The sequence below is a fragment of the Rhodanobacter umsongensis genome (assembly GCF_042654965.1).
GTDB lineage: Bacteria > Pseudomonadota > Gammaproteobacteria > Xanthomonadales > Rhodanobacteraceae > Rhodanobacter > Rhodanobacter umsongensis.
Genome location: NZ_JBHSMK010000009.1, coordinates 472,427 through 495,228 on the forward strand (window position 1 = coordinate 472,427; position 22,802 = coordinate 495,228).

Here is a 22,802-nt window from a genome sequence, read left to right on the forward strand (position 1 = left end):
CGATCAGTCTTCCTGTGCAGCCGCTTCGCGGCCCTGCTGGCGGATGATCGCCTCTTCCCGCGCGTCGATGATCGACTGCATCACGCTGTCGACGTCGGCAATGGTTTCGTCGAACTCGAAGTGGCCGGTGAGCTCGCTGTCCGGATGCAGCTCGCCGAGTTCGTACAGCGCCCACATCTCCTCGCCGTAATACGTGTCCAGCAGCTCTGGCGCAAAGCGCGACAGGCTGATGGTGATGTTGCCCACATCACGCCGCAGCATCGCGCGCGCCGCGTTGTTGCCCGACGCGCTGACCGCCTGCGGCAGGTCGATGATCACCGGGCCTTCCGGCCCCACCAGCACGTTGTACTCGGACAGGTCGCCGTGGATCAGTCCCACGCACAGCATCCGTGCCACCTGCTGCATCAGGAAACGGTGGTATTCGCGGGCGGTGTCCGCCGACAGTTCCACCTCGCCGAGTCGCGGCGCGGAATAGCCGTCCGCGTCGGTGACCAGCTCCATCACCAGCACGCCGTTGAAATAGCCATACGGCTTCGGCACCCGCACGCCGGCGGCGGTGAGCTGGTACAGCGCGTCGACCTCGGCATTCTTCCAGGCGGCCTCGGCCTCCTTGCGGCCGAACTTGGTCGCCTTGCCCATCGCCCGCATCTGCCGGCTGCCGCGCACCTTGCGGCCTTCCTGGTATTGCACGCGCGCCTGGAAACTGCGTTGCGCCATGTCCTTGTAGACCTTGGCGCAACGGATGTCCTCGCCCGAGCGGACGACGTAGACGGAGGCTTCCTTGCCGCTCTTCAGCGGTCGCAGCACCTGATCGATCACGCCCTCCTCGATCAGTGCCTGCAGGCCCTTGGGTGTTTTCATGCGTGGGGAAGCTTCAACAATTCGTGGAATAACGCCCATTATGGCCGATCGGCGGCCTTCCCCGTTTCTTTCCGGAAGACACCGGTCAGCCCGCGGCCATCAACCGATCCCGCACCGCCGCCGCGATCTCGAACGAATGCCGCCGCGCCGCATGTTCGAACACGTTGGCAGTGATCAGCAGTTCGTCCGGCTTGTGCCGGGCGATGAACGCCTCGATGCCGCCCTGGACGGTGTCGGCCGCACCGATAACCGCACAAGCCAGTGCACGCTCCACCATCAATTTCTCCGGCGGCGTCCAGTACGACTCGATGTCGTCGATCGGCGGCGGGATCAGCCCCGGCCGGCCGCGACGCAGATTGATGAAGCTCTGCTGCTGGGTGGTGAACAGACGGCGCGCCTCGGCGTCGCTGTCCGCGGCGACCACGTTGAGCCCGAGCATGGCGTACGGCTGCTGCAACCGTGCCGATGGCTGGAAGTCGCGCCGATACAGCGCCAACGCGTCGTCCATCGCGTCCGGCGCGAAATGCGAGGCGAATGCGAACGGCAGGCCGAGCTGCGCCGACAGCTTCGCGCTGAACAGGCTGGAGCCGAGCAGCCATACCGGCACGTCGATGCCGGCGCCGGGCACGGCACGCACCTGCTGGCCGGGCACGGCCGGTTCGAAATAGGCGAGCAGTTCCAGCACGTCCTGGGGAAACGCGTCGGCGCTGTCGAAATAGCGGCGCAACGCCTTCGCGGTGGCCTGGTCGGTGCCTGGCGCACGGCCAAGCCCCAGGTCGATGCGTCCCGGATACAGCGACGCCAGCGTGCCGAACGCCTCCGCCACCTGCAGCGGCGCATGGTTCGGCAGCATGATGCCGCCGGCACCCACGCGGATGGTCGAGGTGCCGCCGGCGACGTGGCCGATCAGCACGGCGGTCGCCGCGCTGGCGATGCCGGGCATGTTGTGGTGTTCGGCCAGCCAGTAGCGCCGGTAGCCAAGCCGCTCGCCCAACCGGGCCAGATCCAGCGTGTTGCGGAACGCCTGTGCGGCGTCGCTGCCTGCGGTGACCGGCGCCAGGTCGAGGATGGAAAACGGAATCATGTCGCGCTCTCGCCATAACGGAAGCCCCTGATCTGGGGGCGGTGCCCCTGATTGCCAGCGGTTGCCGCCGGCCCGTGGCGCCTACAATGGGCACTCCTCACTGCATGGCACCTCGATGACAGAACCGGTTCGCCTCGCCAAACGTGTCGTTGCGCTGGCCCGGTGCTCGCGACGCGAGGCCGAGCAATACATCGAGGGCGGCTGGGTGCGCGTCGACGGCGTCGTGGTGGAAGAGCCGCAGTTCATGGTCGACACCCAAACCGTCGAGCTCGATCCCGGTGCCAGACTGATTGCCACCGAACCGGCCACCCTGGTGCTGCACAAGCCGGTCGGCTACGACGCCGGCACTGGCCCGAATCCGGCCAGCGCGCTGGTCACGCCGGAAACGCGATGGCCTGAGGACCCCTCCGGCGTACGCCCGCTCAGGCGGCACCTGCAGCGGCTGACCACACCGTTGCCGATGCCGACCGATGCCAGCGGCCTGCTGATCTTCACCCAGGACTGGCGCGTCACGCGCAAGCTGACCGAGGACATCGAGCGGGTCGAACAGGAGTTCGTCGTCGATGTGGAGGGCACGCTGATCCCGAACGGGCTGGCCCTGCTCAACCATGGCCTGCGCTTCAACAACTACGCCATGCCGCCGATCAAGGTCAGCTGGCAGAGCGAACAGCGGCTGCGCTTCGCGTTCAAGGTCCTGCAGCCGACCCAGATCGAGCCGATGTGCCAGGCGGTCGGCCTCAAGGTGCTGGCAATGAAGCGGCTGCGCGTGGGCCGCATTCCGCTGGCGAAGCTGCCGCCGGGGCAATGGCGTTACCTTGCGCCGGGCGAGCGCATCTGAAGCCGCCATACCCGGCAGTCGCCGGCTTCCCTGCCCGACTCTGCCCAACAGCCGGTGGAACAGCTTAGACTTGCCTGCGCGTCACATATCGCAGCTTGTTAATCTTACGGAGAGCGCAGCATGAGCAAGGGTCTCGATTCAAAGAAGAGCGAAAAGAAGAAGCCAGCCAAGACGATGAAGGAAAAGAAGGCCGCCAAGCAGGAAAAGAAGAAGAACAAGTAATCGCTTCACCATGCCCGAACCACCGATACCGCCGCCACTGCGCACTGCTGTCGGCGGCACCGAACAAAGATCAACCGAGCCGCTCGCCATCTGGCGGGCGGCTCAATTTTTCAGGCCGGCTGCCGATGTAGCAGGTCTGACCTGGCGGAATCGGCGCCCAAGAAGGGACCCTATGGTGGTGAACATCTGGCGGCGCCTTTTCCGCAGCCGCAAGGCCATGGTCAGCCGTTTGCCGCCCGCTGCCGCGCGGCCGATCACGCGTGCCCCGGCGCCGCTTTCACAGCCTGCACCAGACGTGTTGTCGCCGGCCGAGATCGGCGACCGCTTTCACCGCTTCGTACTCGGCCTGCCACCCGCGGAAAACAGCGAACCCAGTGCCGCCGAGCTGGCCACGCTGAAGCGGCTGGAGCTTCTCAGCACGCGCTTCGACATGCGCAGCCTGCCGCGCCTGCCGACCGTGCTGCCGCAGCTGCTGCGCACGCTGAAGAACGACAATGCCGCCGGCGGCGAGCTGGCCAAGCTGGTGGGCCGCGATCCACTGATGGTCGGCGAGGTCATGCGGGTCACTGGCAGCGTCTTCTACCGCGCGGCGCAGCCGATCACCAGCTTGCAGCAGGCCGTGGTGTTGCTCGGTCAGGACGGGCTGCGCCGGGTGCTCACCCAGCACGTCATGAAGCCGATCCTGCAGGCCAACGCGGGCGCGCTGGGGCATGCTGCGGGGGAGCGCCTGTGGGATCACGCCGAACGCTGCGCACACGCCTGCGCCTGGTTGGGCCGCAGCAGCGGCTGCGATGCGTTCGAAGCCTATCTCGCCGGAATCATTTGCCATACCGGCACCGGCGCGGTGGTGCGCCTGCTGGATCAGCTGATGCCTGTCGAAGCCGAAACCGAGGCCGCGCCGCTTTCCTCCGGCTTCCTTGGCGCCTGTTCGCAACTCGCCGCCCGGCTGTCGCTGCAGGCCAGCCAGCATTGGGAGTTGCCGGTGCGGGTGATCGATGCGATGACTGAATGCCTGACCTCGGCAACCCCCGCCGGATCGCCCCTGGGCAAGTCGCTCGCGGTCGCCGACACCCTGGCGAGCGCACAATTGTTGGCCGAACACGATCGGCTGGCGGCGGATATCGACCTCAGTCACAGCTGGCCGGATATCCTGGGGCCGTCCTTGCTGGCGCGCTGCCAGCAGGATCTCCGACGGCAATTTCCGCTGGAAAAGAAGCCTGTCTGAGCGAGCGGCAAACCAGGCCATCGCCCACGATGCGCTTCGGCCCTGCTCAGTACTCGCCCATGTAATCGCGCTTGCCGATCTCGACACCGTTGTGCCGCAGCAGGGCATAGGCCGTGGTGACATGGAAGAAGAACTGCGGCAATCCGTAACTGAGCAGATAGGCCTGGCCACTGAAGCGCCGCTCCTTCGGCGTACCTTGCCGGATCACGATGTCGCGCCGCGAGCTGCCCTCGAACTGTTCCGCGGCCAAACCCTCGATGAAGCCGATGGTGCGTGCTATCAGCTCGCGCAGTTGCGCAAAGGTCTGCTCGTCGTCGTTGAACTTCGGTACCTCGGCGCCTGCCAGCCGTGCCGACACGCCCCGCGCGAAATCGCAGGCGATCTGGACCTGCCTCGCCAGCGGAAACATGTCTGGAAACAGACGCGCCTGGATCAAGGCCGCCGGCTCGATGTGCTTGTCGGCCGCATGCGCCTCGGCCTTGGCCAGGATCGCGGCGAGGCCGCCAAGCATCTGCCTGAAGACGGGGATGGAGCTGGCGTACATGGCATCGGTCACGGGCTTTCCTGGAAGGCGGATCAGTGATTGACGCAGTGTAGCCCGCTCCCCGTGATATCCGCGATCCAAAGCCGCTGCAGGCCCTTCGCAGGGTCCACTGCCTTCTGCCACGACATCACCGCGACCGGCTAGGTCCTCACGCTGGCCACCGGGGGCGGGCGCCGCCAAGCAACCCGCCCGACCGGACTGAAACCACGGCTGTCCCGGCCGCAGGCGCGCGCCGAGCCGTTCATGCAGGACGACGGCGCGTTCGATTCATGCCAGATCGAGATGCATCGGCTGGGTGGCCAGGCCGGTGTCGCTGACCAGCAACGGCCCACTTGGCACGAAACCGAAGTGCAGGTAGACCGGCAGCGCCATGGCGGAGGCCTTCAACGTGAAATGCCGCGTGCCGGCGCGGCGTATCGCATCGCGCATCGTGCGCTGCCACAGCTGGCGCGCGATGCCGCGGCCATGCAGGCGCGTACTCACGAAAAACTGGAACAGGTGGCAGTCGTCGCGCATCGCCGCCACTCCAACCAGGCGCACGCCATCCTGCCAGGCGAGATGAAAGCGCTGGCCCTCCTGCATCTTCTGCCGGATCGCCTTCGCGCTCATGCCGTAAAGCAGCGGGCCGGCCGCGCTGGCGGGTTGCTGCGGCAGGATCCAGCGCCGGGTCACGCGGCGCGCCAGCGCGCCGATGGCCGGCGCGTCCCCGATGTGGCCGAGGCGATAGCGGATACCCATCGGCTCAAGCCTCCACGCGAAACACCAGGCTGCAGCAGGTCACCGCACCCTCGGCCTTCTGCAACTCGGAAACGTCGACGGCGGTCACGTCCAGCCCGGCGTCGACAAGCCGCTGCCGCGTGCGCGGAAAGTTGGCCGGCATCACCAGTACATCGCCGATGCGCAACACGTTGGCGGCATGCGGTTCGGCGGGGTCGACCTCGATCACGCGGAAGCCAGCGAACCGCTGACGATCGACCCACGCCGGCTGCAGCAACAGGGTGTCGTCGGCGAGCTGGGTCACGGCGGACTTCAGGTGCAAGCAGCCGCGGGTCGGCACGGCCAGTACGTCATAGCCATGGCCGTCCAGCAGCTCGCGCAACTGTGCGATGCCCTCTGCATTGCTGCGCGCCGATTCGCCGACATAAAGCGTGCGACCCACGCGCAGCACGTCGCCGCCGTCGAGCGTGCCCGGTGCATCGATCGCCAGTACCGGCCGATAACGACGCAGTACCTCGGCCACGCTGGCCACTTCGGCACGACGGGACGATGCGCCAGGACGGGTCAGCACCGCGACCTCGTCCAGCACGATCGCCACGTCCTCGACGAAGACCGAATCGGGCAAGCCCGCTTCCGCCGGCAGGGTCAGCAGGCGGCACCCCAGCGTTTCCAGTGTGCGCTGGTAGTCGCGATGCTGCGTCCGGGCGCGGGCCACGTCGATCGCTTCGCGCGGGACGTACGACAACTCACACTTGCCGAGGGCGGGGCTGACTTCACGGGTGACGGCACTCCACATGGCGCCTCCTGGAAACCGGCAACTCAGGGCTGACGCGCTCGCCAGGCAGCCAGCTCGGCCTGGTAGCGTTCGAGCGCGTCCTGGTAGAGGTCGTACACGCAACGCACGCAGCCTTCGCCACAGCAATCGGCGGCGCCTGGCTCGGACGGGTGCCGCGGTGGCGGATCATCCGCCGGATCGTGCCTTGGCGACGCGGGATGATTGGGATTCACGGGGCTCCTGTGGATATCGCACATTCGGCGGAAACCCCGCCGCGATGCCTGATGGTGCCCCGAATCGCCGCTGCAGCTCAAGCCCGCCGCAGGCCAAGGGGCGCGGCTGGCTTGAGCTGGGGCATCCTATTTTGCCGGCTTGCGGAAGCGGTAGATGAACTGGTCGGTGTGGCCGCGTATCGACTTGTCGAACACCATGATGGTGTGCGGATCGCGCGGGTTGCGCAGCACGTTGCTCTCGCCGTCGAACACGAAACCGGCCGCCTCCGCCTGCTTTCTCACGATGGCCGGATCAATCCGGTGCAGCGTGTCGGTGTCGGCCATGCCGGAGCCCGCCGGCGCCACGTGGTCGATGATCACCCACAGGCCCCCGGGCTTGAGCGCATCGAACACCTGCTTGTTGAGCACCGCGGGATCGACCTTGCCCATGAACTTGTCGGGATAGTCGTGATAGTTCTGCGAGGTGAACACCAGATCCACCGGCACCGGCGCACTCAGCTGGTTCGCCGGCTGGGCAAGCAGGCTGATGTTGGCGTAATGCGGCTGCGCCGCGAGCTTGCGCATCGCGGTCACATCCGATTCGGCCTCCTTCGCGTACTCGTTCGGCCACACCGTGTAGACATGGCCTTGCGGGCCCACGATCGCGCTGAACACACGGGTGAAATAGCCGCCGCCGGGGATCAGTTCGAGTATGTTCTGACCCGGCTTGACCTCGGCAAAAGTCATCACCGGGCCCACCTTGCGGCGGGCATCGGCCGACTTGTCGGCCGCGCGGGCCGGATCGTCAACGCCCTTCTGCACCGCGGCAGCGAGCGCGCCGCCATGCGAATTCGGGGCCTGGGCCAAGGCAACCGTAGGAAGCACAAGGGCCAACAACACAGCAAGCACAGTCTGGCGCATGACGTATCTCCGCAGTGGGGCTTAGGGTGTCGCCGATTGTGCGCTCGATCGATGGCGTCGAACCTGTGCCGCTCGGCATGGGGGATCACTCGCCCGACAGCCCGCCAACGGACGGCCACACGCCGTCATCCACTCACGCTGCGGCGCCACCCGCACCGTCATTTCCGGCGCAGGCCGCAGGAGCGATTCAATGGCGGAATGGGTAATGCGCATCGCAACTTGAAAGAACTTGCGAGCGCTTGCGGGCGTAACGCGATGTCGGCAGCCGCTCAATAATAAGGGTGGCGAGTTCAGCTTTGAACTGTACTCATGCCCGCTCGGTCGCCGCGCCGCCGACTCGCTCGCGCGGTTGCGTGTCGTCGCACACGCTGATCCGGTTGCGGCCTTCACGCTTGGCCCGATACAGCCCATCGTCCGCATCGATCAGCAGCTTGCGCAGCTCGTAACCCGAACGGGCAATCGTGGCCACGCCGAAGCTGGCGGAAATCGGTATGCCGGGGGCATCTTCGCCGCTCGCCGCCGTGGCGATCGCCACGCGGATCTGTTCGGCCCGGCTGAGCGCCTGCTCGAGCGTGCACTCGGGCAGCACGATGCCGAATTCCTCGCCGCCCAGGCGCCCGAAAATGTCGGTGGAGCGCAGATGCTCCTGGCATGCCGCCACCGCCCGTTTCAGTACGCGGTCGCCCACCGCATGCCCGTGCGTGTCGTTGACGACCTTGAAGTGGTCCAGATCGATCAGCACCAGGCAGGCTTGCCGCGCCGATTTCTTGCAGTACTGCAACTGCATTTCGGCCGAACTGACAAAGTGCTGCCGATTGAAGATGCCGGTAAGGCCGTCGCGGCGGGCCAGCTTCATGAACCGCAATTGCGAGCGCTTGATCCGGTAAGTCCAGAAGGCGATGAAGGCCAGCACCGTCAACAACAGAATGATGTACAGCCGGCTCATTTCCGAGTCGCTCTTGTCGAGCGACTGCTGCAATTGCAGTATCTGGTTCTGCTTGTTCAGCGCATCCAACTGGAGCTTTTTCGCCATGACCTGCTGCTGCACCGTCTGGAACGCCAGCGCCTTCGCACTGATTTCGTCCAGATAGCCCTTGTCGGAGGCCATGTATTTTTCGTGGAAGTTCAGCGCAGAAACCGAATCACCTTTTTGTTTTGCCAACAGATAAAGGATTCGGAAGGCGTCGCTCGCGGATTTAGCGTATTGATTGCTGGAGCCATGCCCAACGGCGGCTAACGCCCAGTGGCGAGCAGCATCCAGATCTCCCGTCTGTTGGTAGGACTGGGCCAGCAAACTCTCAAACTGTGCCAACTGCAGCGGATAACCGTCACGTTGCACCTCATCATGGTGTCGGCTTAGCAGCGCAATAGCGCGCTCAGGATGTCCGCGCTGCAAATCGAGGTTGGCCGCCACATAGCGAATGCCGTTGGCGAACATGCTGTTGCGTTCCTTGGTGCAAACGTCGACACCCTGGGCGATCAACGCATCGATATTCTCCCACTTGTTATCTCCGTACAACGCCGCAATACGGGCATGGTCGTCCACGCAAACATAGCCAGTCTTTGCCAAATTCAGCCTGAAGATTTGCTCAGCGTAATAAGTCGCCAGATCGAATTGACCGGCGTCTGCATACAGTCGGGAAGCAACTCCATAGCCCTGTTCGCGCACATCCCGGGCGATATCAGTTCCATTCTCCAGCAGCGCGACAAGTTGTCGCAGCTGGGTAAACGCTTCTTCAAACTTTGATTGGTCCGATAGCGAGTTGACCGAAAGCATCATCGTTTTGAAGCGCAAATTCGGATCACGTGAATTATTCAAAATACCATCGATCAGCATGTCTGATCGATGGTAATTGCCGTCGAGAGCAGCACGCCATGCCTGCAAGTAATGCAGCCGGGTCTGTTGTTCATGCGTAAGTTGGTTAGCGACGCCACTCAGCCGACCCAACAGCCGCACACACTCCTCAGAGAGCGATGTAGCGCACACACGAAATTGGGCGCGATCGAGTAACTCCGAATAACTGCCGCCGCTCACAGACATGTTCGCGCCGATCACATAGCTAGGGATACCGCCTATGCCAATCGCCATCGGCAGCAGCACCCAAAACCATATTCGTGGCGAATACATTGACTAAATCACCATGGACCAGGTTGCTTGTTCACCCTGTTGTCGGCGTTCGGCAGCTGTTTCAGTCACCTTCGGCTTCCTCCGCATCCTCCGGCTGAGGCGCGGGGGGCATTTCGGCTGGCGCCAGAGGCCGTGCCTCGCCTGGTCCGGGACCGGGTGGGGAAATCAGAACGCAAATAGGTTTCGTCCCCAGCAGTTCTCCTAACCGTTGCGTGTCGCGGGCAAGCAACGCCGCACCTTGCTCTGAAGTGATCCCGCTGTCAGCCAAAGCCGCAGCCAACTCGTCGGTGGATGCCTGTGAAAGGTGTGCGTCGCCGCCCATCCTTTCCATGAAATCGATAATGTCTGACATGTCTCTCCCCAAGAAAGTGATGTATAGACACGCGCAGCGGCTCAGTGTGACTGGGCGCTTGCGGACCAGTTATGCACCTGCGTCATCCCCCACGGCGATATTTCTGCACAGACGCGAATCCGCGGATGGCGACTGCGACGTGTCGCGCTTCCCCTAACGGACCACCTTCGGCAGCTTAGCGCGCCCCCTGCCCACGCGGCTAGTGCATGGGGTGGGCCTTCAGGTCCACAGCCCGATCCAGCGCATCGAGCCGCGCCAGAATATCGGGGTTGGCCTGCAGGGGGCGCGCCGGCGGCAGCACCACCGTTTCGGCCATGCCGATTTTCGCCTGCGGCAAGGCACCGAGCGCAATCCGGTCGATACGCGGCCGCTCGATCGGCAACGTGGCGGCGCGGTAGACGATCACTTCGTGCCGCAGCGGGTAATCGTGCGCCAGCACGTCGACCAGCACCTGGCGATACGCCGCGTTGGTGGAGAAGCGGGTCATCGACTGATCCCCGACCACACCGACCTGCCACAGGATCAAATAGGCAGTTGGATCAATGCGGCGCTGGTAGAACAGCAACTGGCTGGCCTCGAAATGCTGGCAGCCATAAGCGCCCGGGTCGATGCCGAGATCGGCGTACAGGCAATCCTCGGCGGAAACGCCCGGCTCCATGTGCGCGCGGTAGCCCTCGTCGCGGGCGATTTCGATCGCCTTGTGCGGCACCCAGGCAAACACGCCGGGATGCCCGTAGAACACGCCGCATACCCGCTTGCCCGCGCGTATCTCGGTGAGCATCGCTTCGACCATCTGCCAATAGGTGTTCATGCGCGAGCTGCCCTCGCGGTAATACGGCTGCAGGCTGCGCACGTCCTTGTGCATCCGGTTCAACCACAGCTCCACCACGCCGTCGGAAAGCGCGGCGAACACCACGTCCGCCTGTTCGATATGGCTGCGCGCCAGCGGGCCGAGGTGGGAGCCCAGGGTCATGCCGAGGCCCACACAGACCAGGCTTCCGGGTGAACGTGCTGCATCCATCGCGATCGCTCCTGCGGATAAATCAGTCTGTTGTACCCGAATCCCGCTTGGACGGAAACGCCTCCATCAACGGCCGGATCAGGTCCAGCGGCAGCGGGAACACGATGGTCGAGGATTTGCCGTTGTTGGACATGTCGGCCAGCGTCTGCAGGTAGCGCAGCTGCAATGCCTGCGGTTGCTGCGACAGCATCGCGGCAGCATCGCGCAACTTCTCGGCGGCCTGCATTTCGCCCTCGGCGTGGATCACCTTGGCGCGGCGTTCGCGCTCGGCCTCGGCCTGGCGGGCGATCGCGCGCACCATGGTCTCGTTGAGGTCGACATCCTTGATCTCGACGTTGGCGACCTTGATGCCCCACGGGTCGGTGGCCTCATCCAGGATCGTCTGCAAGGTGTGGTTGATCGAATCGCGCTGCGACAGGATCTCGTCCAGCTCGTGCTGGCCGAGCACCGAACGCAGCCGGGTCTGTGCCAGCTGACTGGTGGCCTGCAGGAAGTTCTCCACCTGCAGCACGGATTTGTCCGGCTCCACGACCCGGAAGTAAACCACCGCGTTCACGCGGACCGACACGTTGTCGCGCGAGATCACATCCTGCGGCGGCACGTCCATCACGGTCACCCGCAAGTCCACCCGGATCATCCGCTGCACCGCGGGTATCAGCAGCACCAGCCCCGGGCCCTTGGTGCCGGTGTAGCGGCCCAGCGTCAACACCACGCCGCGTTGGTACTCCGGCAGGATCTTGACCGCGGAAAACAGCAGCAACACGCCAAGGACTACCAGTATTCCGACAAATCCGAACATGATCATCTCCCGTGAACCCGACATCGAAGCCACTGTCCAACCTCTGGCGCTGCGCTCTCGAGGACCGGCGGAGGGCGTTTGGCCGAAGCCCCCATCACACCGGCTCAATCCACAGCAGCAGCCCCTGCCGCCGCACCACGCGCACCCGCGCGCCGGCCGGCAACGCACTCTCGCAGCGTACACGCCAGCGTTCGCCGCGCACCATCGCCCAGGCTTCGCCGCCGGCGCCCACCGGCTCCAGCAGCTCGCCGGACTCCATGAGCATGGCGACGTCGCCATTGACCTGATGGGCGCGCCGCGACCGGAGTACCAGCCAGACGATCAAGCCCAGCAAGGCGGCCGCGCCGGTGGCGAGGCCGCCGATGACGCCGAGGTCGACGCCGTAACCCGGCACGCCGGTGTTCATCAGCATCACCGAGCCGATCACGAACGAAACCAGCCCGCCGGCACCGAGCGCACCCACGCCGGGATTGACCGCTTCGGCCACCAGCAGGGCCACACCCAGTGCCATCAACGCCAGCCCGGCGTAGTTCACCGGCAGCAGCTGCAACGCGTATAGGCCGACCAGCAGACAGATGCCGCCCACGATACCCGGCAACATCGCGCCGGGATGCAGCGCTTCCAGCAGCAGTCCGAAGATGCCGCCTAGCAACAACAGGTAGGCGATGGTGGGATTGGTGATGACGGCCAGGAAATGCGTGCGTGCACCCGGCACGTAGTCGCGCACGGTCGCGCCCTTGAGCTGCAGCGTCACGGTGCGGCCGTTCACCTGCACACGCCGACCGTCGGCCCTGGCCAGCAGATCGGCAACGTCCGTCGCCACGAAATCGATCACGTGCTGCTGTGCCGCTTCGCTGGCGGTCAGCGTGGCCGCGCCGCGCACTGCCTGTTCGGCCCACGGCGCGTTGCGCCCCCGCAGCTGCGCCAGCGAGCGGATGTAGGCGATCGAATCATTGAGCGTCTTGTGCGACTCGGCATCGTCGCCTTCGGCCGGCCTGCCTTCCATCGAAGAGGTGGCCGCGGCCGGCTTGTCGGCAGCGTCCGGCATTGGCGTGGTACCACCCAGCTGGATCGGCGTCGCCGCGCCCAGATGCGTGGCCGGGGCCATCGCCGCGATCTGCCCCGCATACAGGATATAGGTGCCAGCCGAGGCCGCGCGTGCGCCACCGGGCGCGACATACACCAGCACCGGCAGCTTGCACGCCAGCATGCTGGCGATGATCTGCCGCATCGACTCGTCGAGGCCACCGGGCGTATCCAGCCGCAACACGATCGCTACCGCGCCATCGGCCACCGCGCGCTGGGAGGCGTCATCGAAATACTCGGCGGCGGCCGGGCCGATCGGGCCATCAAGCGCCAGCCGCGCCACCATGGCCGTGTGCCCGGGGACAACAGGCCCGGCTGCGCCCGCCCGCGACATCGGCAGCGCAAAAACAACCGCCAGCAAGGTCAACCGTAGCCAGCGCATACGCTGCCTCTGCAACTCAGTGACGATGCGCCACTGTAGCGCGACGCATGTTCAGAAACCGATCATCGGGCATGCAGCATGGCGATCCGCCACGGAGGCACAATGAAGGCCACCTTCCTGCTGGAGCAAGCCATGCCGAAAATCGATATCGCCAACGTGCCCGAGCGCCAGGGCTCGGACTATCCCGCCCCTTATGGGCAGCCTGTGAGTGCCCGCATCCGGCAGGCGCTGGGTCGCGCTGGCGGCCTGACCGATGTCGGCGTAAACCTCATGCACTTGCCAGCGGGCTCATGGTCGAGCCAGCGCCACTGGCACACTCGCGAGGAGGAGTTTGTGTATGTCCTCTCCGGCGAGCTGACCCTGCTGACCGATGCCGGCGAGCAGCCGCTGCGCGCCGGCGATTGCGCGGCCTTCCCCAAGAACGTGCCCGACGGCCATCACATGATCAATCGCGGTGAAGTCACGGCCGTCTATCTCGACATCGGCACCCGTTGCGCGGATGACACTTGCAACTATTCCGATATCGACCTGCACCTGGGGCCGGAGGCCGCCGACTACTCGCACAAGGACGGCAAGGCCTACCGCTGACGTCCGCATCAGGTCCGGCAGGCCCCAGGTTGTCGAAGGGCATCCCGCACACCCGGCGCCGACGGGGCTTTCCCCGGCCTTCTCAGTCGGCACTGCTGGCCGCAGCCGGCACGCGTGGCAATGCCTGGCCGGTCAGGGCGCCGCGGATCGCCCGCAACTTCGCCTTGATCCGCGCCTCGTTGGCCGGGCCGGCGCGCAACAGCAGTTTCTGTCCGGCGGACAGCGATTCGAGAGCGGGATCGGCGTAGACGTAGTAGCCCTTCGACAGGATCAACGCGGACGACCTATCCGATTCCGGCGCCGCCAGCAGGTTGTCGATGACCACGATCAGGCGGTCGTTGAAATAGCCTTTCGGATAGCCCAGCTCCTGGTAGGCCTGCTGGAACAGCGGATAGGCGTGCACGTACCAGGCCACCAGCGCCGGCGGATCGGCCGCATCCAGCATGCGCATGTACGGTGCATAGCGCGCGCCGTTCTGTGCGCCGATCACGGTCGTGTCCCCCGCCTGGTCCACCACCAAGGCGCCCCTGGGGGCAAGCAGCGGCGACATGAAATTGGCCAGGCCGCGCCGCGGCAAGGCGTCGATGGTCGCCACGATGCGTGCGATGACCTGCTGGCGCACCAGCAGCGACGGCAGATCGCTGTCCTTGACCAAGGCCGCGAGCGCTGCAGCGACACTGGCGTCGCTGTCAGCCAGCGTCGGCAACGCCACCGTCGAGACCCTGGCGGGTTCGACAGCGGCCTGGGTGATCGGGTGCTGAATCGTCGGGGAAGACACGCCGGAGGCCACCGAGGAGGAAGCCGCCGGTGCCTGCGCCGGCGGCCCTCCGGCCTGCCCCGCCCTGCGAGCCAGATATACGCCGGCGATGACGACGCCCAGCACCACCACCACCGCTCCGATCCAGCCTGCTACCGAGGATTGTCCACGCATGATCTTTTCCCGTTCCGCCAATTCATCGAGCTATTGGACTGGGCCTGGAGCCATTCGTTCATCGCCCCCGGGTTCGTCGCGACGACTACGCTTTTCGTCAGCCCGCATTCGCGGCAATGACGACGCTCAGGCGTCTGGACCCGCCTCGTTCCCCAGCCTTCTGACGAAACAGATCCGGCGTTCCCCTCGCCACGCGAGCAGCACCCGGCGCGGTGGCCCTTCCCCGACGGCAGGGTCACGCCTTCAGTCGATAACCGCTGCGGAATATCCACCACACCAGCGCGAGACAGGCAGCGAGGAACACCAGGGTCATCCCCACGCTCAGGCCCAGGCTGACGTCGGACACGCCGTAGAAGCTCCAGCGGAACCCGCTGATCAGGTACACCACAGGATTGAACAGGGTCACCTTCTGCCAGAACGGCGGCAGCATGTTGATCGAGTAGAAGCTGCCGCCAAGAAAGGTCAGTGGCGTCACGATCAGCAAGGGCACCAGCTGCAGCTTCTCGAAATTGTCCGCCCAGATGCCGATGATGAAACCGAACAGGCTGAAGGTCAGCGCGGTGAGCAGCAGAAACGCCAGCATCCACAGCGGATGTTCGATGTGAAACGGCACAAACAGCCGTGCGGTGACCAGGATGATCAGGCCGAGGATGATCGACTTGCTCGCCGCCGCGCCCACATAACCGGCAACGATCTCGAACGGCGAAACCGGCGCCGACAGGATTTCGTAGATGGTGCCCACGAACTTCGGAAAATAGATGCCGAACGAGGCGTTGGAGATGCTCTGCGTGAGCAGCGACAACATGATCAGTCCCGGCACGATGAAGGCGCCGTAGCTGATGCCATCGATTCCGTTCATATGCGACCCGATCGCCGCGCCGAACACCACGAAGTAGAGCGAAGTGGAAATCACCGGCGAGACGATGCTCTGCAGCAGCGTGCGCCAGGTACGCGCCATTTCGAACAGGTAGATCGCGCGGATGGCGTAGATGTTCATGCGCTCTCCCTCACCAGGTTCACGAAAATGTCCTCCAGCGAACTCTGGCTGGTCTTGAGGTCCTTGAAGTCGATGCCTGCTTCGCCGAGCCGGCGAAGCAGCACATCGATGCCGGTGTGTTCGCTCTGGGCGTCGAATGTGTAGATCAGCTGCTGGCCGTCGCCGGACAACTCCAGCGGATAGCCGGCCAGCGCGGCCGGCACGCTTTCCAGCGGACTCTGCAGTTGCAGGGTCAATTGTTTGCGGCCGAGCTTGTTCATCAGCTCGGCCTTGTTCTCGACCAGGATGAGCTCGCCCTTGTTGATCACTCCGATGCGGTCGGCCATTTCCTCGGCCTCGTCGATGTAGTGGGTGGTCAGGATGATGGTGACGCCGGTCGCCCGCAGCGAACGCACCATCGCCCACATGTCCCGCCGCAGCTCCACGTCGACGCCGGCGGTCGGCTCGTCCAGGAACAGGATCCGCGGCTCGTGCGACAACGCCTTGGCGATCATCACGCGCCGCTTCATGCCACCGGACAGGGTCATCAGCTTGCTGTCCTTCTTGCTCCACAGCGACAGATCCTTCAGCACCTTCTCGATGTGCGCCGGGTTCGCGCTCTTGCCGAACAGGCCGCGGCTGAAGCTGACCGTGTTCCATACCGTCTCGAACGCGTCGGTGGTCAATTCCTGCGGCACCAGGCCGATCTTGGCGCGCGCAGCGCGATAGTCGCGCACCACGTCGTGGCCATCGGCCAGCACCGTGCCTTCGCTGGGATTGACGATGCCGCAGATGATGCTGATCAGCGTGGTCTTGCCGGCGCCGTTGGGGCCCAGCAATGCAAAGATCTCGCCTTGGCGGATCTCCAGGTCGATCTGCTTGAGCGCATGGAATCCGGACGCGTAGGTCTTGCAGAGCTGGTTCACGGAAATGATCGGCGGCACGCGATCTCCTTGGATGGGCTGCGGGGAGCGCCGATGGTATGCCCAGTCGGGCCTCGCTGCCACCGCCGTCGCGACCCCTGCGCGCCGCGCGGTTCACAACCGACCGACATCGACATGGACACCCTGTTCCGACCGAATGCCGGAGTCGAACGATGTCCCCTGCTGCCACCGCCTCTCCACGCAAGAGATTCGATACCGGCGGAGCAGGCGACCGCACCGTGCCACGGGTGTATGTGGGCTGCGCCGGGTGGTCGATTCCCTCGGCACATGCCGCGGCGTTCGGTGCGGGCGGCAGTCGGCTGGAACGCTATGCCACTGTGTTCAATGGCGTCGAAATCAACTCGTCGTTCCATCGTCCGCATCGCCCGGCAACCTACCGCCGCTGGGCCGCGTCGGTACCGGAGTCGTTCCGTTTCGCGGTCAAGATGCCGCGCACGATAAGCCATCTGGCCAAGCTGAAGGACTGCCGGGCTTTGCTGGAAACCTTTCTGCACGAGGTCGGCTCACTGGAAGACAGACTCGGCTGCCTGCTGCTGCAGTTGCCGCCCAGCCTGGCCTGGGAGCCGTCGATCGCGTTGCCGTTCCTGGAATTGCTGCGGCGTCTGCATGCCGGTCCTGTGGCGTGCGAGCCGCGTCATGCCAGCTGGTTTCGCCATGCCACGAGCCGCGCATTGCGCGAACTTGGCATCGCCCGCGTGGCCGCCGACCCTGCTCGCTTCCCGCGCGCTGCCGTACCGGCCGGCGATCATGCGTTGCAGTATCTGCGTTTGCACGGCTCGCCCCGGATGTACTACGACGCCTACCCCGACGCCGTACTGGAACGGATCCAGCGCTGGCTGCAGCGCCCCAGTCAACAGACGACTCAGCGCTGGTGCATTTTCGACAACACCGCACTCGGGCATGCGACGGGCAATGCGTTGACCGTGCAGGATGGCCTGCGCAGCGCACGGCAGGATTGACGAGCATTCACTTCAGGTGGGCGCGACCGTCCGCACGCTGTGATGCCGCAACCGGAGACATGCCATGCCCGAAGGACCCTCCATCGTCATCCTGTGCAACGATGCGGCGCGCTTCGCCGGTCGCACCATCCTGCGCGCCGATGGCAATGCGAAGATCGACATGCAACGCCTGCCCGGCCAGCGCGTGAGCTCGATCCGCAGCTTCGGAAAACAGACGCTGCTCGAATTGCCCGGCTTTGCCATCCGCGTGCACCTGCTGATGTTCGGCAGCTATCGCATCGATGAGCGCAAGGACACCGTGCCGCGGCTCAGCCTCGGCTTCGACAATGGCGAGCTCAATTTCTACAGTTGCTCGGTGCGCCTGCTGGAGGGCGAGCTTGACGAGCTGTATGACTGGCGCAGTGACGTCATGTCGGATCAGTGGGATCCCGCGCTTGCCCGCGCGCGGCTGCGCAAGATGCCGGATACGCTGGCCTGTGACGCCCTGCTTGACCAGAACCTGTTCGCCGGCGTGGGCAACATCATGAAGAACGAGGTGCTCTACCGGATCCGCGTGCATCCGCTGTCCACCATCGGCGCCCTGCCCCCGCGCAAGCTCGGCGAGCTGGTCAGGCAGGCGCGCGTATACGCGTTCGAGTTTCTCGAGTGGAAACGGGCCTTCGTGCTGCGCAAGCACTGGCTGGTGCACAACCGCAGCCGCTGCCCGCGCCATGACATTCCACTCACCCGTGCTTACCTCGGCACGACCAACCGCCGCAGTTTCTTCTGCGAATGTTGCCAGAAGCTCTATCGCGATTGATCTCGCGGCGTGTGGGCTGGAAAACGCCGACCTGTAAAACAGCGATGGCGCCGCCCTCGCTGCGCCATCTTTTCCGGTTGATCCGGGCTGGGTCGATCAGTGGCGACGCTTGTCCGCGTCGCGTTGCTCGTCGGCGGCCTTGCCGACTTCCTTCTGCAGCTTGCCAGCGTTCTTCTCCAGGTTGCCGGCCGCCTCTTTCAGGCGATTGCCGGTGACCTTGCCGACGCCTTCCTTCAGCGCACCCTTGACCTCGTGCTTGGTACCCTCAACGCGATTCTTGTCCACGCATCATCTCCGGGATTGAAGCCTGCGGCATTGCAGGCTCACCATGTATAGCGTCGCGCGAGTCGGCAGTGCGTGATGGCGATGTTGGTGGCGTGTTGCTCGGCTGCCCGGTCGCTGCTCGCTCATTGCCCCCGGCACTGTGCCGCGATACCGTTCGGCTCACCTGCTCCGGTCCACCGCCCAAGGAACCGCGCATGCTCCACGTGTTGCTCATGACCCTCGTGATGGCTGCTTCCACTTCCACACCCATCAACCCCTCGACGCTACCCAATCAGCCGGTCCGCACGCTAGACCTCGATCGCTATGCAGGGCAGTGGCATGAGATTGCCCATCTGCCGATGTTCTTTCAGCGCGAATGCCTGGGGGCCGTCACCGCCCGCTATACGCCGATGCCGGACGGAACGATCCATGTCCACAATACCTGCCAGACCGACAGCGGCATGCAGACCGTCGATGGCGTGGCGAGAGTCGTCAACGGCCAACCCGCCGTGTTGAAGGTGCGTTTCGCACCCGCCTGGCTGGGCTGGTTGCCACGCGCGTGGGCCGAGTACTGGGTGATCGAGGTCGCGTCCGACTACCAGTGGGCCGTGGTTGGCAGCCCGAGCCGAAAATACCTTTGGATACTCGCGCGCCGTCCCGACATGTATCGCGGGCTGTTCGAAAGCATCAGGGAGCGAGCCCGACAACGCGGCTATCCCGTGGAGAAGCTGGTGCTCATGGCGCCGCTGGACTGATCGGATGGGAGCTGTGTCGCGTGTCGTCGTTTGGCCGCCACACCGTGACCGTAACCGCCTGCGGCAGCCACTCACGGCATCGGCCATCGCAGCGGACTCGCCACGCGCGCTCGAGGACATGCTCTGATCGGCGCACCCGACCCACGCAACCCAACGCTGGCGGCACCCGCCACCGGCAGCAGAGTGAATCCATGCACAGGATGATCGCGGCACTGATATTTCTTGCCTTGCTGGCACTGCCGGCGTCCGCCCAGCAAGATGTCGAGCGGCAGAAGATCGCCTACCTGATCGAGTCAGTGGCAACGCTGCAGGGAGCGACCTTCATCCGCAACGGCACCGAGTACGATGCCAAACGCGCCGCCGACCACATGCGTCTCAAACTGCGTTTCGCCGGCAGCCGCGTGAAGACGGCCGAGGACTTCATCACGTGCTGCGGCACCGGCTCGTCCGTATCCGGGATCCAGTACACGATCCGGTTTCACGATGGGCGCACCATCGATGCCGCCACGTTCCTGCACGGCAAGCTTGCCGGGTACGAGGCGAGGATGGCCAGCGGCGCGCACTGATCGAGCCGACCCGGTGCCGATCGCCGCACCCGGCAGTGCAGCGACAGCGGCCTTGTCGGCTGCCTGCGGCCATGCTGATCGTGGCGGCCTGGACGGGCTTCACCACGGTTGCCACACGTCCGGATACAAATAGCTTGCAACAATATAGCGTGCTATGTATCGTGCGCAGCCATGAGCACTTCCCGCCCGTCGTCGACCACTGCCACGGCATCCGCACCCAGGCTGGATGCACAGTTGTGCTTTGCGCTGTACTCGGCAGGACTGGCGATGAACAAGGTGTATCGCAAGCTGCTCAAGCCGTTGGGCCTCACCTATCCGCAGTACCTGGTGATGATGGTGTTGTGGCAGGACGAGAGCCAGAGCGTGTCGGAGATCGGCGCGCGGCTGTTTCTGGATTCGGCCACGCTTACGCCGTTGCTCAAGCGCCTGGAGTCCGCCGGGCTGGTGGCCCGTCTCCGCTCGCGCGAGGACGAGCGGCACGTAGTCATCACGCTGACTGCGCGCGGCAAGGCATTGCAGGCAAGGGCCGGCAAAGTGCAGGAATCGGTGTTCTGCGCCACACGATGCACGCCCAGCGAGCTGAAGCACCTGAAAAGCGAGCTGCAGGACCTGCGCGGCAAGTTGTCCGGCAGCGTCTGACCGGTCCATTTTCTTCACCCATAAACATAGTGTGCTATTTAATAGTTGCCTATATATCTCGACAACCCACCCACCCCGCAGGAGACACCCATGTCCATCGAAGAAGTTCTGTACCGCTCCAAGGCCACCGCGACCGGCGGTCGTGATGGTCGCGCCATTTCATCCGACAATGTGCTGGACATCAGCCTGACCACGCCAAAGGAACTCGGCGGCGCCGGTGGTAACGGCACCAATCCGGAGCAATTGTTTGCCGCCGGCTATTCGGCCTGCTTTCTCGGCGCGATGAAGTTCGTGGCGGCCCAGCAGAAACTTCAGCTGCCGGCCGATACGCAGGTTACCGGCCAGGTCGGCATCGGCCAGATCCCCACCGGCTTCGGCATCGAGGTCGAGCTGACCATCGCGATCCCGGGCCTGCCCCGCGCCGACGCCGAAGCGCTGGTGCAGAAGGCGCACATCGTGTGCCCGTATTCCAATGCAACGCGCAACAACATCGACGTCACGCTGACGATTGCCTGATTCCCGTTCAAGCAGTCGGGCACGGGCGGCGGCCATCAAGGGCCGCCGTCCGCACTGGGCTGGGACCCTGCTCGGAACGGCGCGAGCAACAGCCGCGCGGCAAGCCTTCCTGCCCTTCACATGCCTGCCATCCGCCGCCAGTTAAGTTGGGGCATCGCCGCGGAGATCCGTCATGATTGCACCCCTGGTACTCGCCACCGTCGCCGTGACCGATTTCGCAACGGCGCGCGCCTGGTACGCGCGCCTGTTCGGGCGGGCGCCCGATCACAGCCCGGGGCCCTCCTGCGTCGAATGGCAGATCGCGAGATGCACGCGGATCCAGGTGTTGCCGAGAAGTGATCTACCTGACCGGCGCAACCGCGCCGGCGGTGCATCGGTGGGCATCCTGGTCGACGACCTCGACGAGGTTCTGGCGAATCTGCAGGGGCGCCATATTGACGTGATGCCGCAGACGGCGACGCACTTCGTGCGTTTCGCTCCGGTCAGCGACCCGGACGGCAACCTGGTCACGTTCGTGGAATCGGCGAGCGGCTGAGGCCCGCGTCACGGGCTTGGCCCCGCTGGGAAGGAGGACCGGGTGGCTCCCGCCACTCAATCCTCGGCAGCGGGATCGGGCAGCTCCGCCATGTTGGCCATTTCCTCCAGAAGATCATGCACCTCGGGCTCGGCCCGAGCCACCAGCGGCCAGCGGCCGATCACCTCGTAGCGAGACTGCCCGAAGAAGCTGCGGATCAGCACGAAGTCGTGCACATGCCATTGAACAGGCGCAATCGATTCCTCGACGGCATCGACCGCGTGGCCGTGCAACAGGGTGACGTGCGCCAGGAAACTGGAAACGCCGCTCACCTGGAGCCCCACGCGAAGTTGCTCTGCAGCGATCGCCTTGCGCAGGCTCAGCGCGGCCGCGGTGGTGGCAGCGTCGGTGCACAGCACGAAGGGAAACTGCCCGTCCCTGGCGCTGAAGCGCATCGCCGAATCCAGCGTGGCGTCGAAGCTTTCGGCAACGACGCCGGCCGCCGCCGCCCGCAGCGCGCTTTCCAGCGGTTGTCGCAATCGTTCCGGATTGCCCATCGGACACAGCGACAGGTGCAGGCTCTCGACAGCGAGCGGCGAGCCGCTTACCCGATGCGATTTGCGAAAGCGCTCGCACACGCCAGCGATTTCGGATCTGGCCCGATCATCCGGCAGGACGGCAAAGAAATAGTTGATGCCGGGCGCCAGCTCAGGTTGGTTCGATGGGATCGGAATGGCCTGTGTCTCCACGGCGAATCATGGTTGAGTCGGCTGGCATGTTCCCACGATGGAGCCTGTCTGTGCCACGAAGCGCGTGGGGGACCGGTGTCGCCCAGCGACGGTGGACATCTGCGCGAGCCGCTTCACCGCGACATTGTGCGAGAGGCGACCGCGGGACACCAGCCCGCCATGCAAGGATGCCAGCGCGAACTTGCCGCCTGCAGACAAATCCACCGCCCCAGGTGGCTGCGCCTGAATCGTCCGCCCCCTGCGTGGCCCGTCGATTCCACCCATTGTGCCTGCAGGCGGCCCCGCGTGACCGGGGCCCGCGCGGCAACCGGACCGGACGACGCGACGCGCCAGGCAGCCAATCGCCTCGACAAGTGAAGTTACGTCGCGATCTGGGTTCGCTCCGTTTGGCACGCCCCCATGATTGAGGCGATGATCGGAGACGAGCATGCCACC

27 protein-coding genes are annotated in these 22,802 nt (G+C 65.0%); 10 read left to right on the plus strand and 17 right to left on the minus strand.

The window, feature by feature from the left end:
- Positions 1–3: 3 nt before the first annotated feature.
- Together ACFPME_RS14855 and ACFPME_RS14860 are read right to left on the minus strand one after the other, a co-directional pair.
- Positions 4–861 (minus strand): PA4780 family RIO1-like protein kinase, encoded by an 858-nt coding sequence (locus ACFPME_RS14855; protein ID WP_377306433.1) that lies wholly within the window; start codon positions 859–861, stop codon positions 4–6.
- Positions 862–946: 85 nt separating this feature from the next.
- The gene (locus tag ACFPME_RS14860) at positions 947–1,945 is read right to left on the minus strand and encodes an LLM class flavin-dependent oxidoreductase (RefSeq protein ID WP_377306434.1); all 999 of its coding nucleotides are present in this window, start codon (positions 1,943–1,945) and stop codon (positions 947–949) included.
- Between the two features lie 115 nt (positions 1,946–2,060).
- On the opposite strand from ACFPME_RS14860, the gene ACFPME_RS14865 reads away from it, so the two are divergent.
- Complete coding sequence (locus ACFPME_RS14865) at positions 2,061–2,783, plus strand: rRNA pseudouridine synthase (RefSeq protein ID WP_377306435.1); 723 nt, start codon at positions 2,061–2,063, stop codon at positions 2,781–2,783.
- A gap of 394 nt (positions 2,784–3,177) precedes the next feature.
- The gene (locus ACFPME_RS14870) at positions 3,178–4,230 is read left to right on the plus strand and encodes an HDOD domain-containing protein (RefSeq protein ID WP_377306436.1); all 1,053 of its coding nucleotides are present in this window, start codon (positions 3,178–3,180) and stop codon (positions 4,228–4,230) included.
- Positions 4,231–4,276: 46 nt separating this feature from the next.
- Here ACFPME_RS14870 and ACFPME_RS14875 read toward each other — a convergent pair whose 3' ends face one another.
- The 10 genes from ACFPME_RS14875 to ACFPME_RS14920 all read right to left on the minus strand — a co-directional run bounded on the left by ACFPME_RS14875 (position 4,277) and on the right by ACFPME_RS14920 (position 13,071).
- Positions 4,277–4,786 carry a DUF1993 domain-containing protein gene (locus ACFPME_RS14875; protein ID WP_377306437.1) on the minus strand — a complete coding sequence of 170 codons (510 nt, stop codon included), beginning with the start codon at positions 4,784–4,786 and terminating at the stop codon, positions 4,277–4,279.
- A gap of 255 nt (positions 4,787–5,041) precedes the next feature.
- Entirely contained in the window at positions 5,042–5,512 is a 471-nt protein-coding gene (locus ACFPME_RS14880) for a GNAT family N-acetyltransferase (RefSeq protein WP_377306438.1), read from the minus strand.
- 4 nt (positions 5,513–5,516) lie between these two features.
- Positions 5,517–6,287, minus strand: coding sequence for a dimethylarginine dimethylaminohydrolase family protein (locus ACFPME_RS14885; protein WP_377306439.1), 771 nt, complete (start codon positions 6,285–6,287; stop codon positions 5,517–5,519).
- Positions 6,288–6,310: 23 nt separating this feature from the next.
- Positions 6,311–6,499 carry an oxidoreductase-like domain-containing protein gene (locus ACFPME_RS14890; RefSeq protein WP_377306440.1) on the minus strand — a complete coding sequence of 63 codons (189 nt, stop codon included), beginning with the start codon at positions 6,497–6,499 and terminating at the stop codon, positions 6,311–6,313.
- Between the two features lie 126 nt (positions 6,500–6,625).
- On the minus strand, positions 6,626–7,399 hold the full coding sequence (locus ACFPME_RS14895; RefSeq protein ID WP_377306441.1) for a class I SAM-dependent methyltransferase: 774 nt from the start codon (positions 7,397–7,399) through the stop codon (positions 6,626–6,628).
- Positions 7,400–7,706: 307 nt separating this feature from the next.
- Positions 7,707–9,500, minus strand: a complete 1,794-nt coding sequence (locus tag ACFPME_RS14900) for a tetratricopeptide repeat-containing diguanylate cyclase (RefSeq protein WP_377306442.1) — start codon at positions 9,498–9,500, stop codon at positions 7,707–7,709.
- An 88-nt stretch (positions 9,501–9,588) separates the two neighbouring features.
- Positions 9,589–9,879 (minus strand): hypothetical protein, encoded by a 291-nt coding sequence (locus ACFPME_RS14905; RefSeq protein WP_377306443.1) that lies wholly within the window; start codon positions 9,877–9,879, stop codon positions 9,589–9,591.
- A 199-nt stretch (positions 9,880–10,078) separates the two neighbouring features.
- The gene (locus tag ACFPME_RS14910) at positions 10,079–10,900 is read right to left on the minus strand and encodes an SAM-dependent methyltransferase (RefSeq protein ID WP_377306444.1); all 822 of its coding nucleotides are present in this window, start codon (positions 10,898–10,900) and stop codon (positions 10,079–10,081) included.
- A 22-nt stretch (positions 10,901–10,922) separates the two neighbouring features.
- A complete protein-coding gene (locus tag ACFPME_RS14915) occupies positions 10,923–11,699 on the minus strand; it encodes a slipin family protein (protein WP_377306445.1) in 777 nt (258 codons plus the stop codon).
- A gap of 94 nt (positions 11,700–11,793) precedes the next feature.
- Positions 11,794–13,071 (minus strand): NfeD family protein, encoded by a 1,278-nt coding sequence (locus ACFPME_RS14920; protein WP_377306446.1) that lies wholly within the window; start codon positions 13,069–13,071, stop codon positions 11,794–11,796.
- A gap of 174 nt (positions 13,072–13,245) precedes the next feature.
- Between ACFPME_RS14920 and ACFPME_RS14925 the strand changes: the two genes are divergently transcribed.
- A complete protein-coding gene (locus ACFPME_RS14925; RefSeq protein ID WP_377306447.1) occupies positions 13,246–13,755 on the plus strand; it encodes a cupin domain-containing protein in 510 nt (169 codons plus the stop codon).
- Between the two features lie 82 nt (positions 13,756–13,837).
- Here ACFPME_RS14925 and ACFPME_RS14930 read toward each other — a convergent pair whose 3' ends face one another.
- The 3 genes from ACFPME_RS14930 to ACFPME_RS14940 form a co-directional block, all read right to left on the minus strand.
- A complete protein-coding gene (locus ACFPME_RS14930) occupies positions 13,838–14,686 on the minus strand; it encodes a DUF3014 domain-containing protein (protein WP_377306448.1) in 849 nt (282 codons plus the stop codon).
- A 235-nt stretch (positions 14,687–14,921) separates the two neighbouring features.
- Positions 14,922–15,683, minus strand: a complete 762-nt coding sequence (locus ACFPME_RS14935; RefSeq protein ID WP_377306449.1) for an ABC transporter permease — start codon at positions 15,681–15,683, stop codon at positions 14,922–14,924.
- Complete coding sequence (locus ACFPME_RS14940; protein WP_377306450.1) at positions 15,680–16,606, minus strand: ABC transporter ATP-binding protein; 927 nt, start codon at positions 16,604–16,606, stop codon at positions 15,680–15,682. The genes ACFPME_RS14935 and ACFPME_RS14940 overlap by 4 nt, the downstream gene beginning before the upstream one ends.
- A gap of 152 nt (positions 16,607–16,758) precedes the next feature.
- On the opposite strand from ACFPME_RS14940, the gene ACFPME_RS14945 reads away from it, so the two are divergent.
- Together ACFPME_RS14945 and ACFPME_RS14950 are read left to right on the plus strand one after the other, a co-directional pair.
- Positions 16,759–17,565, plus strand: coding sequence for a DUF72 domain-containing protein (locus ACFPME_RS14945; protein ID WP_377306451.1), 807 nt, complete (start codon positions 16,759–16,761; stop codon positions 17,563–17,565).
- Positions 17,566–17,629: 64 nt separating this feature from the next.
- Positions 17,630–18,364: a DNA-formamidopyrimidine glycosylase family protein gene (locus ACFPME_RS14950; protein ID WP_377306452.1), complete on the plus strand. Its 735-nt coding sequence runs from the start codon at positions 17,630–17,632 to the stop codon at positions 18,362–18,364.
- 96 nt (positions 18,365–18,460) lie between these two features.
- Here ACFPME_RS14950 and ACFPME_RS14955 read toward each other — a convergent pair whose 3' ends face one another.
- Positions 18,461–18,649, minus strand: coding sequence for a CsbD family protein (locus ACFPME_RS14955; RefSeq protein ID WP_377306453.1), 189 nt, complete (start codon positions 18,647–18,649; stop codon positions 18,461–18,463).
- A 194-nt stretch (positions 18,650–18,843) separates the two neighbouring features.
- Between ACFPME_RS14955 and ACFPME_RS14960 the strand changes: the two genes are divergently transcribed.
- The 5 genes from ACFPME_RS14960 to ACFPME_RS14980 all read left to right on the plus strand — a co-directional run bounded on the left by ACFPME_RS14960 (position 18,844) and on the right by ACFPME_RS14980 (position 21,639).
- Entirely contained in the window at positions 18,844–19,383 is a 540-nt protein-coding gene (locus tag ACFPME_RS14960) for a lipocalin family protein (protein ID WP_377306454.1), read from the plus strand.
- A gap of 191 nt (positions 19,384–19,574) precedes the next feature.
- Positions 19,575–19,949, plus strand: coding sequence for a DUF5329 family protein (locus tag ACFPME_RS14965; protein ID WP_377306455.1), 375 nt, complete (start codon positions 19,575–19,577; stop codon positions 19,947–19,949).
- A 171-nt stretch (positions 19,950–20,120) separates the two neighbouring features.
- On the plus strand, positions 20,121–20,588 hold the full coding sequence (locus ACFPME_RS14970) for a MarR family winged helix-turn-helix transcriptional regulator (protein ID WP_377306456.1): 468 nt from the start codon (positions 20,121–20,123) through the stop codon (positions 20,586–20,588).
- Between the two features lie 90 nt (positions 20,589–20,678).
- Positions 20,679–21,104, plus strand: a complete 426-nt coding sequence (locus ACFPME_RS14975) for an organic hydroperoxide resistance protein (protein WP_377306457.1) — start codon at positions 20,679–20,681, stop codon at positions 21,102–21,104.
- 172 nt (positions 21,105–21,276) lie between these two features.
- On the plus strand, positions 21,277–21,639 hold the full coding sequence (locus ACFPME_RS14980) for a VOC family protein (protein ID WP_377306458.1): 363 nt from the start codon (positions 21,277–21,279) through the stop codon (positions 21,637–21,639).
- A 56-nt stretch (positions 21,640–21,695) separates the two neighbouring features.
- Here ACFPME_RS14980 and ACFPME_RS14985 read toward each other — a convergent pair whose 3' ends face one another.
- Entirely contained in the window at positions 21,696–22,367 is a 672-nt protein-coding gene (locus tag ACFPME_RS14985; RefSeq protein ID WP_377306459.1) for a 2'-5' RNA ligase family protein, read from the minus strand.
- Between the last annotated feature and the right edge of the window lie 435 nt (positions 22,368–22,802).

What these genes read in the sequence shown, in the direction of transcription:
- ACFPME_RS14865 (WP_377306435.1), top strand. Translation starts at nt 2,061, where the DNA reads ATGACAGAACCGGTTCGCCTCGCCAAACGTGTCGTTGCGCTGGCCCGG.
- ACFPME_RS14975 (WP_377306457.1), top strand. Translation starts at nt 20,679, where the DNA reads ATGTCCATCGAAGAAGTTCTGTACCGCTCCAAGGCCACCGCGACCGGC.
- ACFPME_RS14965 (WP_377306455.1), top strand. Translation starts at nt 19,575, where the DNA reads ATGCACAGGATGATCGCGGCACTGATATTTCTTGCCTTGCTGGCACTG.
- ACFPME_RS14920 (WP_377306446.1), bottom strand. Translation starts at nt 13,071, where the DNA reads ATGGTGGCGCGGCTGGCGCTTGATGGCCCGATCGGCCCGGCCGCCGCC.
- ACFPME_RS14945 (WP_377306451.1), top strand. Translation starts at nt 16,759, where the DNA reads ATGTCCCCTGCTGCCACCGCCTCTCCACGCAAGAGATTCGATACCGGC.
- ACFPME_RS14925 (WP_377306447.1), top strand. Translation starts at nt 13,246, where the DNA reads ATGGCGATCCGCCACGGAGGCACAATGAAGGCCACCTTCCTGCTGGAG.
- ACFPME_RS14950 (WP_377306452.1), top strand. Translation starts at nt 17,630, where the DNA reads ATGCCCGAAGGACCCTCCATCGTCATCCTGTGCAACGATGCGGCGCGC.
- ACFPME_RS14930 (WP_377306448.1), bottom strand. Translation starts at nt 14,686, where the DNA reads ATGCGTGGACAATCCTCGGTAGCAGGCTGGATCGGAGCGGTGGTGGTG.
- ACFPME_RS14935 (WP_377306449.1), bottom strand. Translation starts at nt 15,683, where the DNA reads ATGAACATCTACGCCATCCGCGCGATCTACCTGTTCGAAATGGCGCGT.
- ACFPME_RS14960 (WP_377306454.1), top strand. Translation starts at nt 18,844, where the DNA reads ATGCTCCACGTGTTGCTCATGACCCTCGTGATGGCTGCTTCCACTTCC.
- ACFPME_RS14860 (WP_377306434.1), bottom strand. Translation starts at nt 1,945, where the DNA reads ATGATTCCGTTTTCCATCCTCGACCTGGCGCCGGTCACCGCAGGCAGC.
- ACFPME_RS14905 (WP_377306443.1), bottom strand. Translation starts at nt 9,879, where the DNA reads ATGTCAGACATTATCGATTTCATGGAAAGGATGGGCGGCGACGCACAC.
- ACFPME_RS14980 (WP_377306458.1), top strand. Translation starts at nt 21,277, where the DNA reads ATGATTGCACCCCTGGTACTCGCCACCGTCGCCGTGACCGATTTCGCA.
- ACFPME_RS14885 (WP_377306439.1), bottom strand. Translation starts at nt 6,287, where the DNA reads ATGTGGAGTGCCGTCACCCGTGAAGTCAGCCCCGCCCTCGGCAAGTGT.
- ACFPME_RS14855 (WP_377306433.1), bottom strand. Translation starts at nt 861, where the DNA reads ATGAAAACACCCAAGGGCCTGCAGGCACTGATCGAGGAGGGCGTGATC.
- ACFPME_RS14915 (WP_377306445.1), bottom strand. Translation starts at nt 11,699, where the DNA reads ATGTTCGGATTTGTCGGAATACTGGTAGTCCTTGGCGTGTTGCTGCTG.
- ACFPME_RS14970 (WP_377306456.1), top strand. Translation starts at nt 20,121, where the DNA reads ATGAGCACTTCCCGCCCGTCGTCGACCACTGCCACGGCATCCGCACCC.
- ACFPME_RS14870 (WP_377306436.1), top strand. Translation starts at nt 3,178, where the DNA reads ATGGTGGTGAACATCTGGCGGCGCCTTTTCCGCAGCCGCAAGGCCATG.
- ACFPME_RS14895 (WP_377306441.1), bottom strand. Translation starts at nt 7,399, where the DNA reads ATGCGCCAGACTGTGCTTGCTGTGTTGTTGGCCCTTGTGCTTCCTACG.
- ACFPME_RS14880 (WP_377306438.1), bottom strand. Translation starts at nt 5,512, where the DNA reads ATGGGTATCCGCTATCGCCTCGGCCACATCGGGGACGCGCCGGCCATC.
- ACFPME_RS14910 (WP_377306444.1), bottom strand. Translation starts at nt 10,900, where the DNA reads ATGGATGCAGCACGTTCACCCGGAAGCCTGGTCTGTGTGGGCCTCGGC.